Below are 16749 nucleotides of genomic sequence, written 5' to 3' on the forward strand. Positions count from 1 at the left end.
CTGACAGCTTCCACCGCCTCCGCACCTACATCGCTGAGCGGATGCGGATGAGCCACATCTACCAGCCGCTGATGCTCATGGAGCTGCTTGGAAGGGGCAGCCCAGCGCCGGCGGAGGACATCGCCCGACGGATCCTGGGAGAGGACGTGACCCAGATCGATTACTACACCGAGCGCGTCAAGCGGATGGTGGGCAAGGTGCTCACCGGCAATGGCATCACCGCCTACGGCAACGGCGCCTACAGCCTGATCGGCGCCGACGAGCTGAGCGACGCCGAACGCGATCAGCTGCTGGACCTGTGCCGTCAGCGCCTCGACGCGTTCCGCGAGCAGCGCGGTGAGGAGGTGTTCGCCCACAGGAGCCGTAACCGCACACCGACCAACGGCTCGATCAAGTACCGAGTGCTGACCCGCGCCAAGGGGCGCTGCGAATGTTGCGGGGCGCACGAGCACCAGCGGGCCCTGGAGGTGGATCACATCATCCCCTAGGCGCAGCCTTCCGCGCAGCGGTGAAACCACGGCGGCTCAGACGACATCAGCAACCTGCAGGCGCTTTGCTTCCGTTGCAATGCCGGCAAGCGCGACACCGACAACACCGACTTCCGCGGCCTGCAGGCCAGCTACGGCCACCGCGAAGCGGGATGTGTGTTCTGCGCGCTGGAGGGCAGCGGCCGAGTGCTGCTGGAGAACGAACTGGCGCTTTGCATCGCTGATGCTTACCCCGTGACGGAGGGTCACAGCCTGGTGATCCCGCGGCGGCATGTGGCCGACGGGCTGGCACTGCACCAGCCGGAGTGGAACGCCGTGACCCAGCTTCTGAAGCTCAGAAGAGAGCAGCTAGCGACGCAGGACCCGTCGATCAGTGGCTGGAACGTGGGGGTGAACTCAGGCGAAGCTGCCGGGCAGACGGTGCTGCATGCGCACTGGCATCTGATCCCAAGGCGAGATGGGGATTGTGAGCAGCCGCGCGGTGGGGTGCGTGGGGTGATTGCGGGACGGCAGAGCTACTGAGATTGGACCTGGCTGCAGACGAGGTTGGATTCCCTTCGTCCTTCGCAGGAGGACGGCAAATCAGCAGTGCGGAGCTGGCGAGACTCTGCACATCCTCAACGCCGAGAAGGCCATGCAGATCATCGAAATGGAGCGTGACGACTGGAACTTCTTCTGCCCGGCCACCGGCCGGCCGGTCTTCACGGAAGACGGTGAACCCAACACCCCAGCGCTGCGCGGCAGCTGGTGCCATGAGGTGCCTGAGGAGCCGATGCACCTGGCCGAGGAGCTGCAGCCCCTGTGGCAGACCCACCTGGAAACCCAGGAGGCTGCAGACGAGGGAGCCGACGTGGTGCGCTTTCTGCAGTCGGTGGAGCGCCCGAACTGGGTGGCTTTTGAGATCACCACCTGCGGCATGGCCTGCGGGCCGGTGTGGAGCACGGCCTGGACGGTACTGGACTTGAGCGACTCAGAAGCCGGCGAAGGCGGATGAATGATCCCGCCCCGCCTGCAAACTGCGCCATCAAGGTCAGCTATGCCCAGAAAGGTGCCGCAAATACGCCCCGTGAAGGCAGCACAGGGCTTTAATGGTCCTGCGGCCAATTCCATGTCCCACCTGCCATGAGCGCCCCCAAGAACCCGAGCAGGTGTGAGACGAGACAAATCGCTGATCTATGCAGTCAGCGCATAAATCACATCCATTCGCACAAATAAGGGGCGATTTCTTTTATGGCCCTCAAAGACCTTTGCACCCCACGCCCGTCGGTCTTCGCGGCAGACCGACGCGCCACGGTGCTCAGTCTCGACACCTTCCTCAAGGGCTCGGTGGATGGGACGGCCTTCTTTGAGGAGAACTACTTCACCGGGGGGATGCTCACCCTGGTGGATCGGGCCTTCCGCCACCTGAGTGGATCTGGAGCCGGCTCTTCGGTGTTCCAGCTCTCCCAGGCCATGGGAGGGGGTAAGACCCACAGCATGATTTCGCTTGGCCTGCTGGCCCGGGATCCCAACCTGCGTCAGCAGGTGTTTACCCAGATCGAAGGCGGCAATCCAGCTCCAAGCCTGGGTGCATGCCAGGTGGTGGGTTTCAACGGCCGCAGCACTGACGCCGCCGGCGGGATTTGGGGTTCGATCGCCGAGCAGCTCGGCAAAAGCGCGCAGTTCGCCAAATACGTCTCACCCCTGCTGAGCGCACCGGGCCCTGAGGCATGGAAGGAACTACTGGGCGAACAGCCGCTGGTGATCTTCCTGGATGAGCTGCCGCCGTATCTGGAATACGCCGTAGCGGTGCCGGTGGGCAACGGCAACCTGGCCACGGTGACAACAGCGGCGCTGGCGAACCTGTTCGTGGCCGTCACAGAGATGCCCAACGTCTGCCTGGTGCTCTCCGACCTGGGCGGCACGAACTACGCGGGCGGCCAGGACAACATCAACCAGGCGGTTGATAAGGCGATTCAGCAGCTGAGCGGTGAATCGCGGCGGATTGCGGTGCCGATCACGCCCGTGAACCCCAACGGCGATGAGCTGTATCACATCCTGCGCAAGCGCCTATTCGCGGAAGTAGCTCCCGCGAGCGCCATCGATGGCGTTGCTGGCTCCTACCGGGAAGCGCTGCGCGACGCAGTGAACATGGGGCTCACCACCACCACCCCGGAATCCCTCTACACCCGGATTCAAGACTCCTACCCCTTCCATCCCGACCTGCGGGAGCTGGTGGGCAAGTTCAAGGAGAACGAGGGTTTCCAGCAGACCCGCGGCGTGATCCGCTTGATGCAGATGGTTGTTTCCGACCTCTGGAACTCCGGCAAGGCCGGCGGCCTGGATTTGATCCACCCCTACGACCTCGACCTCAACCAGGACGAGCTCGCCTCCGAGGTGCGCACGATCAACCCCAGCCTCAGTGAGGCGATCGCCCACGACATCGCCCATGGCGGCGACGCCGAGGTGGAGGTGATCGATGAGGCCAACGGCAACACAGACGCCTCCGATGCCGCCCGGCTGATCCTGGTGGCCTCCCTCTCCACCACCCCTGGCGCCATCCATGGGATGCGGGAGTACCAACTGGTGGACTGCCTGCAGCGCCCCGGCCGTGACCTGTCTGCATTCAAGACCAACGTTCTCGACAAGCTGGCGACGCGGGCCTGGTATCTGCACAACTCGCCAGACGGCCGGCTGTTCTTCAAGAACCAGCAGAACCTGGCGGCCAAGCTGCGCTCCACGGCCCAGTCGCTCCACAACGAAACCGTGGAGCGGATGCTGCGGGAGCATCTACAGGACTACTTCGAGCCCAGCCTGCGCGACTGCTTCCAGGTGGTGAAGGTGCTGCCCCCGCCCGACGAAGTGCAGCTGGACCAGGAGAAAACCACGTTGGTCATTACCCGTCCCGGCGGGCAGGCCAATGGGCTGCCGGTGTCGCAGGACTGGCAGGACTGGTGGCAGCAGCAGCCATTCAAGAACCGGGTGCTGTTCCTGAGCGGCTCGAAGGACACCTACATGCGCATTCTTGAGGCCGCTCGACAAGCGCGCGCCCTAGAGAGCATCGAGGCTGACCTCAAAAGCGAGAACACGCCTGCAGATGACCCGCAATGGCGAGCACATGATTCACTCCAAGCCCGGATTGGCCTGCAGTTTTCTTCTGCGTTAAAGGAGACTTTTGATCAACTGGTCTATCCATCAAGGGAAAGCTCCCTGCGTCCTAATTCTGTGATTTTGGATTTCGCAGGAAACACCAATGGCGAGGCCACGATCAAAGAGACCCTGAGAGTTGCTAATAAATTTACGGCCGAAATATCAGATGATAAATTCCGCGCCTTTGCGGAAGCTCGTCTCTTTGGCTCAACTGATAGTGCCGTAGCTCTGTGGAGTGATGTAAAGCGGGCAGCTGCGACTCGCACCGACTGGCCGCTGCATAAGACGTCGGCACTCGATGACCTGAAGGCCGACGCGATCCAGCGCGATCGCTGGCGGTCTGAGGGCAACTACGTGCGCAGGGGGCCCTTCCCTCCACCGACCCCCAGCATTGAGATACGAGAAGGCGCCCGGGATGAAGACGGCGATGGCCGCACCTATCTGCAGCTGATCCCGCTGCACTGCGACAGCATCGTGTTCGAAAGCGGCGAGAGCGAGCCCACTACCGCCTCATCGCCAGTGCCTTCCACGGCCAAGTTTGAGGCCAAGGGCCTGCAATACAAGTTCTTGGCATTTGACAGCGAGAACCCTGAGCGCCAAAGCGAGGTGAAGACTTGGACCGCGACGCTGCGGCTCAAGAAGCAGCTCCATGACCGGGGCGATCACTACGAGGTCGAACTGTTGGCCTTCCCCCGGGCCAATGGGGTGAGCATCCACTACACAACGGATGGCTCCTCGCCGATCGGCAGCAATGCGGCGGTGTACGACGGGTCAATTCGCGTGCCTGATAACTGCCGCAAGGTCTGCGCCGTGGCCCAGGCCCCGACTTACTCGCTGACCTCCCAAGGGATCGTGCAGGACATCCCTAAGCGCGGAGAGGAGGTGCGCACTATTGATCCCACCCGCCCGGCGCGCTGGCAGAAAGTCAGCAAGCTCGATGACTCTGGGGCGGTGTGGGACCTGATTACCCGGCTGGAGCAGAACCCAAGTGTGCTGGCCTACGACGTGGAACTTTCAGCCAAGAGCAGCAACGGCGAGCAGATCGTGGACTACTCCGGCTCGCTGGCCAACGGGTATGGCGGCGCCGAGCTCAAGACGGTGGCTGGCAAGCTCCAGGACATCGTGCAGGACGGGACGCTGCGGATGGAGATCGGCAACTTGGGCTTCTCCACAGGGCAAGCCCTGATCGACTGGCTGAACGCAACCAAGGAGCCGTTCAACCTCAGCTACGTGGACCAGAACTGATTCATGGCCAGAACCCCCGTAGCTTCACGCAAGAGCATCGGCCTGGGCTTTGTACCAGAGGAGAGCCGCCATGGCTTTCTGATCCACATCCCCAAGGGCACGGCGAAGGGCGACCTGATCTCGATCAGCGAGTACCGCGGTGACCGCTTTAGCGGAGCAGATGTCACTTCCCTGCCGGCTCCGCCTCCTTCCGACCCTGCGCTGCGGGTGACGTTGGACCGGGGGCGCTGGGCCGCCCTAGCGCCTGCTTTCTGGGAGGAGGCCAACCGGCGGCTGCGGGTTAACGGCCTGGCTACGTCCAAGCTCACCAAGAGCCCCACAAAGCCAATCCCGGTGCACCCATCCCTGGGCAAGGAGCTCTGCGTGCTGTGCTGGGCAGTGGAAGAAGCTTCGATCGACGACATCCCAAATGCCCTGCGCAACTGGGAAGCCTTGGCACCGGAGGAGCGCTGGTGGCTGTACACGATGACGGTGGCCACCACCGGCCAGGCAATGAATAAGGGGGTCGGATGGCGCAAGGCTCTGCGTGCCGCCATCGCCGATAACCCCTTCGTGAAGGGAGAGGGGATGTCACCCAAAGCTCGCCGTGAACTACTTGGCCACTCGCAACTAGCGCTCGAGATCTGAGATGCAAAAAGCCTTCATCGAAACCCAGTTCCCGATCGCCCGACTCTCTGCGGAGTCGTACAAGGAGAGGAAAGCTGTTTCGGGCCAGACTCTGACTGGGCTCGGGAAGTGGTGGGGTCGCAAGCCGCTGATCCTTGTGCGCGCTTGCATCCTTGGGATGCTGATGCCTGCGTCTAACGATCCGAAGAAAGATCGAGAGATCTTTCTCAAGATCCTCACCATGGATGACGACGGCACCTGGCAGCGCCAGAAGGGTGAAATTCCTGTCAAAGCCTGGCGGGAAGTAGCTCCCGCAGAGATTCAGGACAAGTACTTCGGCGCAAGAGGATTTCAACGCGGAATCAGCGACGAAGAGAAGGAGTTTGTGCTTGCCGAGATCTGGGAGGGCCTGAATGAAGAACAACGAGCCCGCCTGGATGAGCAACGCAAGCGATCAATCCCGGATCGCGCCACTTTTGATGCTCTTCCATATGCCGAGCGCCTTGATTTTACCGAGCGCCCAGAGAACGTATGCGGCCCCTCCGAAGCTGCATGGCAGGAGACAAACGAACACCTTGCCACTAGCGCGTCAAATCTAGAGCAGCTAGTAGAACAGCTTGGCAAAAGAAATTTCGGACATGTACCACGAGTAGGAGACGCATTTTGTGGTGGTGGTTCCATACCCTTCGAAGCCGCCCGACTTGGATGCGAATCCTTTGGCTCTGACCTCAACCCAACTGCAGGCCTACTTTCTTGGGCAGGCCTCAACCTCATCGGCGGCGACAAAAAGACCCAAAACGAGGTGGCAGCCGTGCAGTCCAGTGCATTTGCTGCAGCAAATAAGCAAATCGTGGAGTGGGGGATTGAAAGTAATGACAATGGCGAGAGGGCTGATGCTTACATTTATTGCCTTGAGGTCAAGCCGCAGGGATGCGAGTACTACATCCCACTGGCGCCCAGCTGGGTCATTGCAGAAAAGACAAGAATTATCGCAAGCTGGAATCGCTTAGAAGACACAGAAAAGCTTCAGCCGACGATCAAGTCGGTTGACAACTCCGAATTCAAGCTGCATAAAGACAAAGAAGGAGCAACTGTTGTTGATGGTCGCGTCATCGACCCCTTCGATTCTTCACGCTCATGGTCGGTAGAAGCCCTCCGAGGGCCCGATGGATTACGCCGGTGGGCCAATGAGGATGTCGCGCCTCAACAGATTGATGTGTTTCAGGAGCGCCTCTATTGCGTGCGGTGGATCAATGACCGTGGCGAACGTCGTTATGCGGCTCCAGATGAGAAAGATCTTGCTCGCGAATCAAAGGTGTTACAGCTTCTGCACGAGAGATTCAAGGAATGGCAGGAAAAAGGATTTATTCCGTCCAGGCAGATTCCCACAGGCGGCGACGAGACAGAAAGGCTAATCCGAACTCGCGGCTGGACATATTGGCACCACTTCTTTTCGCCGAGGCAGCTGCTTTGCCAAGGGCTTATTGCACAAGAGTTAAATCGGCTTGCCACCTCTCAAGCAGCAAAAGCATTTTCTCTCCTAACCGTAGCTCGACTGGCTAATTGGAATTCGAGACTCTGTCGCTGGCTGCAGCCACAAGGTGGTGGCATTGGAGGGGGAGTTGAGACCTTCTACAACCAAGCTCTTAATCCATTATTCAACTTTTCCGTTCGGCCTCTGCACATGCTTAAAAGCGCGATGCCAGACATACGCAACGGAAGCACGGTAAATTCACTATCACGAATAAATGTTGGTGACGCCAGAGATATCAAGCATGAGTGTGATATCTGGATCACCGATCCTCCATATGCCGACGCAATCAATTATCACGAGCTAGCAGATTTCTTCCTTGCATGGAACCAAAAGCTTATTCCCGATGTCTTTCCTGATTGGCCTACAGATTCCAGGGCAGAGCTGGCAGTAAGGGGTGACGCTGCAGATTTTCGCCGCTCAATGGTAGAGGTTTACAAAAACTTAGCAGATTGCATGTCGAGTAATGGCATGCAGCTTGTGATGTTCACCCATCAGAATCCAGCAGTATAGGCCGATCTGGGGATGATTCTCTGGGCTGCTGGCCTTAAAGCGACAGCGGCATGGACTATTACGACAGAGACAGCTATTGGAGGCATTAAAAAGGGAAATTATGTTTCAGGAACCGTGTGTCTCTGCCTACGCAAGCGCAATTCTGAAGAGCCAGGCTTTCTATTCGACATCTATCCAATGGTCGAAGACGAAGTGCGCTTGCAAATTGCATCCATGCAAGCCCTTGACGAGGGCGACGAGCCAAACTTTAACGACGCCGACTATCAGCTTGCAGCCTATGCGGCTGCCCTAAAAATCCTTACCCAATATTCAAGTCTTGACGGCAAGAATGTTGCCAACGAAGTCTTTGCAGTCCGCTCCAAAAACGAGAAGAGCGACTTCGAGCAAGTCATCGAACGTGCCATCACCATCGCCTGCGATGCCCTCATTCCGATGGGTCTGAATGAATCTTGGCGTGACCTCACCCTGATTGAGCGCTACTACCTCCGCGCAGTTGACATTGAATCGCGTGGTGAACGCCGCAAGGGCATGTACGAAGAACTCGCCCGCGGCTTTGGCGTAGCCGACATCAAACCCCTCCTCAAGAGCGATAAGGCCAACGGCACCTGCGTGTACACGCCTTCGGGGTTTGGCACCAGCCTCCTGGCACCCATCGACGGCGCCGTGGAATCAGCGGCTGCTCTCCCCCGCCGAGGACGTGCCAGCGCCAGTGGCCCCCACCCCTTCGCCGCCAGCCCCCTGCGCCATCTGCTCTTTGCGATCTGCGAGACAGCTGCAGCCGACAACGATCCCAATCAAGGGCGTCAGTACTTGCGCGACACCTTTGGTCAGACCTATTGGGGCCGCCGGGAGTCGATGGTGCGTCTGCTCGATTGGCTGGCTGCCCTCGGCAACTCGGAAGACACCGCTGACTGGGCCAAGGACTCAGAAGCAGCGCGCATCCTGGCCGGCCGCCTGAGGAACGATGACGCCTGATGCTCAAGCACCACTCCAGTAGGCGCAGCCGGCTCGACCAGGGCGTTCTCAACGAACGCCTGCAAGGGGCGGTGAGTTACGACCGCATCGCCGGTTACTTCCGCTCCAGCCTGCTGGAAGTCGCCGGAGAAGCGATCACTGGGGTAAGCGGCAAGGTGCGGATCATCTGCAACTCCGACCTCGATCCCGACGACCTGGCCACAGCCACCGCTGCCCAGGCGGCACTGCGCCGCAGCTGGTGTGCTGGCGAGCCTGAGCTGGCACCTCCCAATGCGCTGCCCCGCTACAAGGCGCTCTACGACGCCCTACTGAGCGACAAGATCGAGATCCGCGTATTGCCCGACACGGCCTTCGGGTTGATCCACGGCAAGGCGGGCGTGATCCGCTACGCCGATCGCCCCGCCACCGCCTTCCTCGGCAGCGTCAACGAAAGCGCCAGCGCTTGGAAGCTCAACTACGAGCTGCTCTGGGAAAGCGACGAGCCAGACACCATCGCCTGGGTGCAGGAGGAGTTCGACGCCCTCTGGAACGATCACCGCGCCCGCGATCTGGCCGACTGCCCGTTCATCCAGAACGACGTGCAGCGGATCATCCACCGCCACGTGGTGGAACCCGAGAAGCTTCAAACCAGCTCGGTGATGGAAGCCGCCGCTGCGGCTGCGGTGGAAACCCCGATCTACCGGCGTGAGCAGGGGCTCTGGCCCCATCAGAAGTACTTCGCCAGCCTGGCCCTAGAACGCCATCGCCTCGGCGGCGCTCGGCTGGTACTGGCCGACCAGGTGGGCCTGGGCAAAACCATCCAGCTGGCGATAGCTGCTCTGCTGATGGCCCTGGAGGATCCCCAGGGCGGCCCGATCCTGGTGCTCGCCCCAAAGCCGTTGCTGCAGCAGTGGCGCGATGAGCTGATGGAGCTGCTGCAGCTGCCATCGGCCTACTGGAACGGCCGCAGCTGGGTGGATGAAAACGATGTGGAGCACCCCTCGGAAGGAGTGAAGTCGCTCAGCAAATGCCCGCGCCGCATCGGGCTGGTGTCACAGGGCCTGATCGTGCGCGGGATGCCGCAGGCGATCCGCCAGCTGCTGAACCAGCGCTACACCTGCGTGATCGTCGACGAGGCCCACCGGGCGAGGCGCCGTAACCGACCCAAGATGGACGCCGGCCAACCCGAGGTGGACGAGAAGGCAGAGCCCAACAAGCTGATGAGCTTCCTCTGCCAGATCGGCGAGAAGACCAAGAGCATGCTGCTGGCCACCGCCACCCCGGTGCAGCTGCACCCAGTGGAAGCGTGGGATCTGCTGTCGATCCTCTCCAACGGCAACATGGGCGTGCTGGGCGGCATCACCAAGACCAGCCGCTGGTTTAGTGCCTACCGCACCATCCAGGTCGCCACCGGTGAGCAAACCGTGCCTTTCGACGACGAGGTGGAGGGTTGGGAGTTCGTGCGCGACCCCCTGCCAGCTTCCACAGAAGACCCCGCCATCGAAAAGATCCGGCGGCAACTCCGGGCTCCAGACAAGAAGTGGCAGTTCACCCCTGAAACGCTCGACAGGCTCCCCAATGCCATTCGCCGCGTGCAGCTGAAGAACAAGCTGCTGCCGGAGTACGGCGAGCGCTTCAACCCGATGCTGCGCTGCATCGTGCGCCGCACCCGCAGCTATCTGGAACAGGAGATCAACCCCGCGACCGGCGGCTACTACCTCCCCAAGGTGGAGGTGAAGCTCTTCGGGGAAGACGACAACGACGCCATCAACCTCGGCGGCTATCTCAAGGACGCATACAAAGAAGCCGAGACGTTTAGTGAGCTCCTGCAGAAGCGGATGCGCGGGGCTGGCTTTTTCAAGACCTTGCTGCTGCGCCGTCTGGGCAGCTCCATGGAGGCTGGCCGCAACACCGTGGCCAAGCTACTCAATGTCTCGCCAGACACAGGCGACGACGAGGACGAGGACGACATTGACGAAGACCTCTTTGGTAACGAAGGGCAGCCCCAGGGCTACAGCGAGTTCCGCAACTTCTCCACAGACGAGATCACGTCGCTGGAGCGCTGCCTCAGGCTGCTGAAAGAGGGCAGCAAAAGCGACCCGAAGCTGGAAGCCATCCTCGGCTACTTGCTCGGCACCAACCCCAATGCAACCGAACGCTGGGTGGACCGGGGCTGCATCCTCTTCTCGCAGTACTACGACACGGTGCGTTGGGTGGGCGAGCAGCTGGCCCGTCATGAATCCATCCCGAGCGATCTGACGATCGGTCTCTACGCCGGCAGCAACCGTTCAGGGTTCTGGCTTGGCGGCCGCTTCCAACGCTGCGATCGCACCCTGCTGAAAAACCGCGTGCGCAGTGGTGAGATCAAGCTGCTGCTCGGCACCGATGCCGCCTCCGAGGGCCTCAACCTGCAGCGGCTGGGCACGCTGATCAACATCGACCTTCCCTGGAACCCAACCCGCCTGGAGCAGCGCAAGGGACGCATCCAACGCATCGGCCAGGCCCGCAATCAAATCTGGATTGCCAACCTGCGCTACCGCGACTCGGTGGAAGACAAGGTGCACCGCGTATTGGCCGAACGTCTACAGGCGATCCATGAACTCTTCGGCCAGATCCCCGACACCCTGGAAGAAGTGTGGGTGAAGGTGGCCCTCAATGACGAGGCCGAGATTGCTGAACTCATCGATCAGACAACCGCCACCCGCAACCCCTTCGACAAGAAGTACAGCAAGGTGGAAGACGCTGCTTGGGAAACATGTCCCGTCGTGTTGAACCCCATCAGCGTCCGGGAGCTAATGGAGACGGGGTGGGGGTGAGGCATGGGGAAGAGGACAGATCATTCAGCAGCAAATCACTCAGAGGACTGCAATCCACTGACGGATCTTTTCAGCCATGAGCTTCCGTCGCTCAACAAGGAAGTCTTGATAATCAAGTTCCCCTAACTCGAGAAGCCAGCCGGGAATACAGTTTGCCTCGAGGTTCATCCTCATCTCTTCTGGGTCAGTGATACCCCCATATCGCTTGCTGCCACCATTTGCCTGCTCGCGTAGTTCTGCGAAGTACAGCTCAGGCGCCTTGTCTCCGATCGCAATGTTTATTTCGCTCTGCGCCATCACAAAGTTAGCGATCTGATTGTAACTACTTCTTGTCAGGCCTGCTCGCTGCAAATGCTTGCGTGGAAACACGTGATGCTTGTCGCCACGATTTAGAAGAAGGTCGCGCACGGTAATGCCGGAAGATAGAAATCCACGATCACCAAGCCGAGCCTGGGCAGCCTGGTAGGCAATAAAATATGGGCTCGTAGACGAAGAAGTGTCCATCAGCTGCGGCAACATACCCGTCCAGAAGGTGGAAGGCAGTTCGTTCTCGATCACAGCTTCGGCATAGGTCTTCAGGCCCTGAGAATCAATCTGCCGGATGTCAAGATCGAAGGCCGTTTCAGGGCTGCCGGAATAACGGCCAGTGAGTATCGTCATCGCGAACCATCGCCGCACGAGACTCTCGATGTCGACGGCGGGCAGATTCTCGCGCCTGCCCCTCAGATAAAGAATGTACGCAAAGTTGATGGCATTGCGGCTTCGGATCAGATCACTGGTCACAAACCCCGCTGACCTCAGGATCATCGTGATCCGGTCGAAGTGGGTTTTGCTCATGAAAGCGAGAACCCCCTGCTTCAACTTCGCGAACGATTCTTCGGCGATGCTTTCTTCGTACTGCTTCGTGGCGAAGTTCCGGCCTGACAGAAGGGCGACCAGGTCCTGCAGCTTGCCTCTGCCGAATTCGGAGGTGAAGGCTACCCGCAACATGTCGGTATAGGTGGGGTCGTAGAGATCGTCATTGACGTCCTTGAGCCAGGCCATCTTGGGCAGAAATTCAGACTTTGCAAACTCTGGATCATTCCTTTCGATCTGGGAGTAGAAGTCTGGCGAAATGGCAAGGTGACAGAAGTATTCAATGGCCTTGCGCAGTGTGTTGCCGCCGTAGGTCTCGTTTACGGCGATCTTCGACATGGCGAAGTCGGCTTGGGACAGCTCAGCGCCTGCCGAGTTGACGCGAATGAAGATTTCGGTAACGGTCTCAATATCAAGATCTTCTGCTAGCTCGATTAAGCCAACGGAGTTGTTGGTGATTTTCAAGAGACGCTGGAGTGACTTGCCAACCAGATTCCGATCAATTTCTGGATTGCGTGCGACGTAGGCGTCGGTCTGATCAAACAGATCCGCATCCGACTGAAAGAGCTTCGAGACGTCCGGTATCCATAACGGATTCTTGGCGATCGCAGGATTGCTCACTTCAAAGCTCGGTTCATCTTCCGCTGCCAGCGGATTGAATGCGATCCGGATCCGTACCCGTTCGTAGTCCTTCGTGAGCACCTCCATACCCAAGAGCGAGGCCATCAGGGCAGTCACCCTTTGCTGTCCGTCAATCAGGATTCGCTTTCCGGCGGACGATGTGCCGTCCTTGAGCTTGACCGTGGGGTTTCGCCAGGCAATCAGGTAGCCCACCGGGAACCCCTGATAGAGGGAATCCAACAGGTTGCGCACCTTGGTGGCTTCCCAGACAAAAGGGCGCTGAATCTCAGGAATAGCAATTTCGCCGCTCTTCACCCAGGTGAGCAGCGTGTCGATGGGGTGGGGGGTGACGGAGTAGCGCTGGGTGGCCATCGAATCAGTGGGTCCGCTTCGGCGTTAGCGCTCTACCCATACAGTCTGTTCCGCCGGTCGCACTCGAACAACCGCACCGCCTCCTGGTACTCCGCCTCGATCCCCAGCCCTGAGTCCTGATCCGGCGTCAGCCGTTTCATGCCCACATGGATCAGGCAGGCCAGGGCCAGGTCGCTCCAGGTGCCGGGCAGGTTCTTGAGGGTGCGGGCGGTGCCGGGTTCATTGATCTGCAGCCCGCCCTGGCCCACGGCCGCCACCTCGCTGAGCACGGCAATGAAGCGCTGCTGGTCCATCCCCTCGAATAGCTGCAGCGCCTGGAGGCAGTAGCTCACCGCGTCCTGGCGGAGGCCCTCGGGCTGAGCGGAGCGCAGGTCGCGGGCGGCGATGCTGCCACGCAGGTCCTTGGCCTTGTTCGCCAGCTCGCCGTAGGGCTGGGCTTCGATCACCTTCAGCAGTAGCCGATCGGCCTCGTCGCGGTGCTCCTCTGGATCGAGCTCCAGCAGCGCCTGGGCCAGGTTGTAGGTGGTGATCAGATCGTCTGGCGCCACCCCAGCAGCAAACGCTCCAGCGATCACCAGCAGGCTTCCCAGGTTGCGCAGGGCAAAGCTGTTCCGTCGCTCCAGCTCGATCGCTGCTCACAGGGCCTCGCGGGCTTCTGCCTTGTCGCCCAGCCGCATCGCGGCCAGTTGAGCAAAGCCGGAGGCGCTGCAGCCTCCGGCCAGGCGCCTCAGAGCACCTGCACCAGGGCCTGGGCGCCGAGCACCCGCTGCTGATTAGCAGCCAGGATCAGCGCCTCCTCCCGGGGCACGTAGTGCGGCTGGGCGGAGATGTTGCCCTCACGATCGAGGAACAGCACCCGCAGCAGCTGGCCGACGGCAACCGCTCCGCGGAAGCCGGGGGCTACGAGGAGCTGCACCGAGATGATGCGGATCAGGCAAGTGCGGGAGAGGGGAGTGGCGGCCATGGCTGAGCTGGCGAACGACCCCGCCTCTGAGCCCCGGTGAAGCCGCCGACGCGCAAGGGTCGCGGAGCGCAGCGGAGCGACTTGCGTCAGCCCTTGCGCGGCGCGGGTGCCGGGGCAGGCCGGGTGGCGTGATCGCCAGCGCCAGGGACTGGCATCCAAGGAGCGCGATGGAGAAACGGCGATTAAGGTTGGGGCCTCAGCCCTTGCGGTTGGCGAGAGCCGCTGCCGTCATGACCCCAGCCGATCAAGCCACTCAAGAGCCTGGGACTCCCTTCTCCATTCGCCGCCGGCAGCGCGGTGGCAGACGGGTCATGGCTGTGACCAGCTCGGTGATCGCCATGGATGCCCTGCGGGCCCGCATCCGGGCCCAGAGCAAAACGGTGGCCGAGCACATTGCCGCTGACCCTGAAGCCAAAGCCTTCATTGACGACTGGGCCACTCCTGAGCCCATCTCCCGCTGAAGACCAGCGTGGAACTCAAGGCCGGGCAGATCGTCACCGTTGACTGGCGCAAGGATCCAGAAGACCCAGCCCAGGATCCCCAGCCCCCTGAGCCGAACAAGCTCCGCCCGGCAGTGGTGGTGCAGGACACCGAGCTGTTTGACCCCGCTTACCCCACGGTGCTGGTGGTGCCGATGACAGGCGACCCTGCCCTGGCGATCCCCGATCTGACGGTGGTGCTGCAGCCCAGTCCCAGCAACGGCTGCAAGAAGGTGAGTTACCTGCTCCCGCAGAACCTGACCTGCGTGGCGAAGACGCGCATCACCGCAGCCACCAAGTCAAAGATCACCCCAGTCGAACTGCAGCAGCTGCGCCAGCTGGTGGTCCTGACCATCGGCGGCCTGAGTTAATGCCCATCGAGGCCAGCAGGTGAATGCCAGCGGCTGGGCCTTTGCTACCTGCCTCAACAGAGGCAAGCCACAGCTGCTTCCGGTGCCTCCGGACAGATGAGATCAGCAGCCCGGCGGGCATCGCCGAGCACCTGCAGCAGCACCGGCGGCGATTCCTTGAGCAGCTCCACCCAGTGGCCCAGATAGGCGGCGTGATTGGCCATGGCGCTGCCGATCTCGAGGCGATCGCCGAGCAGCACCGCTCCCAGCTCGGCCACCAGCTCTTCGCGGGCGTAGGCCCGGCCGCCATCGCCCGACTCCCCCATGCCGCCCGAAAGATCACGGGCCAGCCTGGAGCTGTGACCCGTGGAGTGAATCGCCTCATGGGCCCAGGTGGAATACAGGGCCCCGGCTGAATGGAAGGCGGCACGCTCCGGCAACTGGATGCGATCGGGCCCCGGCAGATAACAGGCCCGATCGCCGCCAAAACGCACCACCACGGGCCAGCTGCTGAGCACCGCTTCTGCCGCTGCCAGCCGCTCCGGCTCGGCACGCAGGGCAACCCCTGCGGCCTGCCGCCGCTTCTGGATCAGCCCCTCCAGAGCCTCACCCTCCAGATCCCCAGCATTGAAGAGCGCCACGGGCCGGTAGCTCACCCAGCTGCGAGCCGCAGTGCCGGCATCGCCCTCAGTGCCGGCTTCCTCCAGCCGGCTTTCTGCCAACTGATGCACCTGGGGCCGCAGCACATGCACCGCCTTGCTGCCCTTGCGGGGAAAGATCCCCAACGCCTTGGCCTCGGCAAAGCCGCACCAGTAGGGCAGGGCTGATCCCCGCAGATGCAGCCCCAGGGTGAGCAGCACCGGATTGGCCCCGCGGTAGCGCCGGCCCGACAGCAGATTCACGTGATGCCCGCCGGCTGCGGCATCCCACTCCCGCCGCCAAGGAGTGGTGCCCGCTTCCAGCAGGGCAATCAGGGAGGCCACCAGCTTCTCTTCTGGGGAAGCCTTGGCTGCGGCCGAACCTTGGGATCGGATGGAGCGGGATGGGGAAGCAACAGCCACGAAGGGGCAAGCGCAGGACCGCAAGCGCCAGCGCGGCCAGCGTCAAGGGCCGGCCACAGCACTCACAACAACCAGTGCCCTGGGCGTCTCATCGCTTGCGGTGGGCCGGCTTGCGAAGCCCTTGCGCGGCCACGCACGCTGAGGAATCCTGCGCGTCGTGTTTCAGCTCTCAAACGCCCGAAGAAGCTGAGGATCACTCCTCTTCGTCGGAGCCACCCATGGGGATCAGCTTGATCTGCTTGCGGCCGAGCTTGATCTCGAACTCATCGCCGGGTTGCAGATCCAGCATGGCGGTATACGCCTTGCCTACGAGCAAGTTGCCATTGCCCTGGACTGTGGCGGTGTAGCTCAGCTTGCGGCCGCCTTTTCCGGTGCCACGCCCGGCACCATCGCTGCCAAGACTGACGCCCTTGGCACCCAGCAGAGCTTCGTAGAAGGCGGTGAAGTTGAGGCGCTCGCTGCCATCCTTCTTGCTGCTCACATAGCCGCACTCACGCACGAGCTCTGACTTGGAGACATCGCCCAACTCCTTGACCTTGGCGAGCAGTTCCGAACCGGTAAGCATGCAGGGCCGCCTAAAAGTAATTTCATGTCGTGCTCATGACCACGCCTCCCAGTGCGAGCATTCCCCTGATGTTGTGGCTCAGTTCCTGCTGGCCCGCGTGAACTGAGCGGTAGCCGCCGTAGCGCAGCAGGTTCATGACCACTGTCCGCAGGAACGCAAACAGCGGCGCGCCGTTGCGGTTGGCGTAGCGGTGTGCGTCC

The 16749-nt window shown here is 61.3% G+C and carries 15 protein-coding genes and 1 pseudogene; 11 read left to right on the forward strand and 5 right to left on the reverse strand.

The window, feature by feature from the left end; all coding sequences use genetic code 11:
- From KBY65_RS12990 to KBY65_RS13025, 9 genes and pseudogenes are all read left to right on the forward strand, one after another.
- The coding region (locus tag KBY65_RS12990; protein WP_255001860.1) for an HNH endonuclease at positions 1-488 on the forward strand (488 nt) is incomplete at its 5' end.
- Between the two features lie 33 nt (positions 489-521).
- Positions 522-575 (forward strand): annotated as a pseudogene (locus KBY65_RS14115) (HNH endonuclease); the annotation flags it as partial.
- A 69-nt stretch (positions 576-644) separates the two neighbouring features.
- Positions 645-1010 (forward strand): HIT family protein, encoded by a 366-nt coding sequence (locus tag KBY65_RS12995; protein ID WP_255001861.1) that lies wholly within the window; start codon positions 645-647, stop codon positions 1008-1010.
- Between the two features lie 112 nt (positions 1011-1122).
- Positions 1123-1482: a hypothetical protein gene (locus tag KBY65_RS13000; RefSeq protein WP_255001863.1), complete on the forward strand. Its 360-nt coding sequence runs from the start codon at positions 1123-1125 to the stop codon at positions 1480-1482.
- 236 nt (positions 1483-1718) lie between these two features.
- On the forward strand, positions 1719-4862 hold the full coding sequence (locus KBY65_RS13005) for a DUF499 domain-containing protein (protein WP_255001865.1): 3144 nt from the start codon (positions 1719-1721) through the stop codon (positions 4860-4862).
- Between the two features lie 3 nt (positions 4863-4865).
- Positions 4866-5489 carry a DUF3780 domain-containing protein gene (locus tag KBY65_RS13010; RefSeq protein ID WP_255001866.1) on the forward strand — a complete coding sequence of 208 codons (624 nt, stop codon included), beginning with the start codon at positions 4866-4868 and terminating at the stop codon, positions 5487-5489.
- Position 5490: 1 nt separating this feature from the next.
- Positions 5491-7512, forward strand: a complete 2022-nt coding sequence (locus KBY65_RS13015; protein WP_255001867.1) for a DUF1156 domain-containing protein — start codon at positions 5491-5493, stop codon at positions 7510-7512.
- Positions 7513-7524: 12 nt separating this feature from the next.
- Positions 7525-8487 (forward strand): hypothetical protein, encoded by a 963-nt coding sequence (locus KBY65_RS13020; protein ID WP_255001868.1) that lies wholly within the window; start codon positions 7525-7527, stop codon positions 8485-8487.
- The gene (locus KBY65_RS13025; protein WP_255001869.1) at positions 8487-11282 is read left to right on the forward strand and encodes a phospholipase D-like domain-containing anti-phage protein; all 2796 of its coding nucleotides are present in this window, start codon (positions 8487-8489) and stop codon (positions 11280-11282) included. Before KBY65_RS13020 ends, KBY65_RS13025 begins: the two co-directional genes overlap by 1 nt.
- 39 nt (positions 11283-11321) lie before the next feature.
- Here the strand turns inward: KBY65_RS13025 and KBY65_RS13030 are convergent, their stop codons facing one another.
- The 3 genes from KBY65_RS13030 to KBY65_RS13040 all read right to left on the reverse strand — a co-directional run bounded on the left by KBY65_RS13030 (position 11322) and on the right by KBY65_RS13040 (position 14094).
- Positions 11322-13130, reverse strand: coding sequence for a DUF262 domain-containing protein (locus tag KBY65_RS13030; RefSeq protein ID WP_255001870.1), 1809 nt, complete (start codon positions 13128-13130; stop codon positions 11322-11324).
- Positions 13131-13162: 32 nt separating this feature from the next.
- Positions 13163-13678, reverse strand: a complete 516-nt coding sequence (locus tag KBY65_RS13035) for a hypothetical protein (protein WP_255001871.1) — start codon at positions 13676-13678, stop codon at positions 13163-13165.
- A 179-nt stretch (positions 13679-13857) separates the two neighbouring features.
- A complete protein-coding gene (locus tag KBY65_RS13040) occupies positions 13858-14094 on the reverse strand; it encodes a hypothetical protein (protein WP_255001873.1) in 237 nt (78 codons plus the stop codon).
- Positions 14095-14405: 311 nt separating this feature from the next.
- On the opposite strand from KBY65_RS13040, the gene KBY65_RS13045 reads away from it, so the two are divergent.
- Both KBY65_RS13045 and KBY65_RS13050 read left to right on the forward strand, forming a co-directional pair.
- The gene (locus KBY65_RS13045; RefSeq protein WP_255001874.1) at positions 14406-14555 is read left to right on the forward strand and encodes a hypothetical protein; all 150 of its coding nucleotides are present in this window, start codon (positions 14406-14408) and stop codon (positions 14553-14555) included.
- Positions 14556-14563: 8 nt separating this feature from the next.
- On the forward strand, positions 14564-14944 hold the full coding sequence (locus tag KBY65_RS13050; RefSeq protein ID WP_255001875.1) for a type II toxin-antitoxin system PemK/MazF family toxin: 381 nt from the start codon (positions 14564-14566) through the stop codon (positions 14942-14944).
- A 53-nt stretch (positions 14945-14997) separates the two neighbouring features.
- Here the strand turns inward: KBY65_RS13050 and KBY65_RS13055 are convergent, their stop codons facing one another.
- Both KBY65_RS13055 and KBY65_RS13060 read right to left on the reverse strand, forming a co-directional pair.
- Positions 14998-15906 carry an ArdC family protein gene (locus tag KBY65_RS13055; protein WP_255001876.1) on the reverse strand — a complete coding sequence of 303 codons (909 nt, stop codon included), beginning with the start codon at positions 15904-15906 and terminating at the stop codon, positions 14998-15000.
- A 271-nt stretch (positions 15907-16177) separates the two neighbouring features.
- Positions 16178-16549, reverse strand: a complete 372-nt coding sequence (locus tag KBY65_RS13060) for an AbrB family transcriptional regulator (protein WP_255001878.1) — start codon at positions 16547-16549, stop codon at positions 16178-16180.
- Positions 16550-16749 lie beyond the last annotated feature (200 nt).

Origin of the sequence: Cyanobium sp. Alchichica 3B3-8F6 (genome assembly GCF_024346435.1) — a bacterium.
GTDB lineage: Bacteria > Cyanobacteriota > Cyanobacteriia > PCC-6307 > Cyanobiaceae > Cyanobium_A.